This window comes from Dellaglioa sp. CoH-57-MRSF-17 (assembly GCF_056782015.1).
Window position 1 is genome coordinate 1 of the sequence record NZ_JBXAXY010000088.1, and the last position, 351, is coordinate 351.

Annotated in this window: 1 protein-coding gene; it reads left to right on the forward strand. The window is 57.8% G+C overall.

The genetic code is table 11. From position 1 onward, the window contains the following. Window positions 1-63: 63 nt before the first annotated feature. A partial coding sequence (locus AC1RPJ_RS08000) for a hypothetical protein (protein ID WP_481762879.1) occupies window positions 64-351 on the forward strand: 288 nt, incomplete at its 3' end.

Below are 351 nucleotides of genomic sequence, written 5' to 3' on the forward strand. Positions count from 1 at the left end.
TAGGCCCCTTTTGCTGCTTTCGCGCCACAATTTTATGGTGTACTAATCATTAGGAGAACTACGATGCCCGTAGTCAGCTCTTCTTACCAAAATGGGCGCTTCTCGGCAGCGACCGAGCGATCAAATAATCGCATACTGGCCGCCAACGCGCGTGCTGCTGACGTGGCGGAATTTGCGGTCAACGGGATCATGCCGGTGATGCAGCAGCGCTACTACGACGCGTTTCGCGTTCAGGGCGTGGAAGGCATTCTGTACACGCAGCTCACGAATGGCCGACCCTGCACGTGCGTCGCGCGCGGCAAGCGGATCAGCGGTCTGCTGAACGAACAAGGTAAGGCCAGCGTTGGGGAC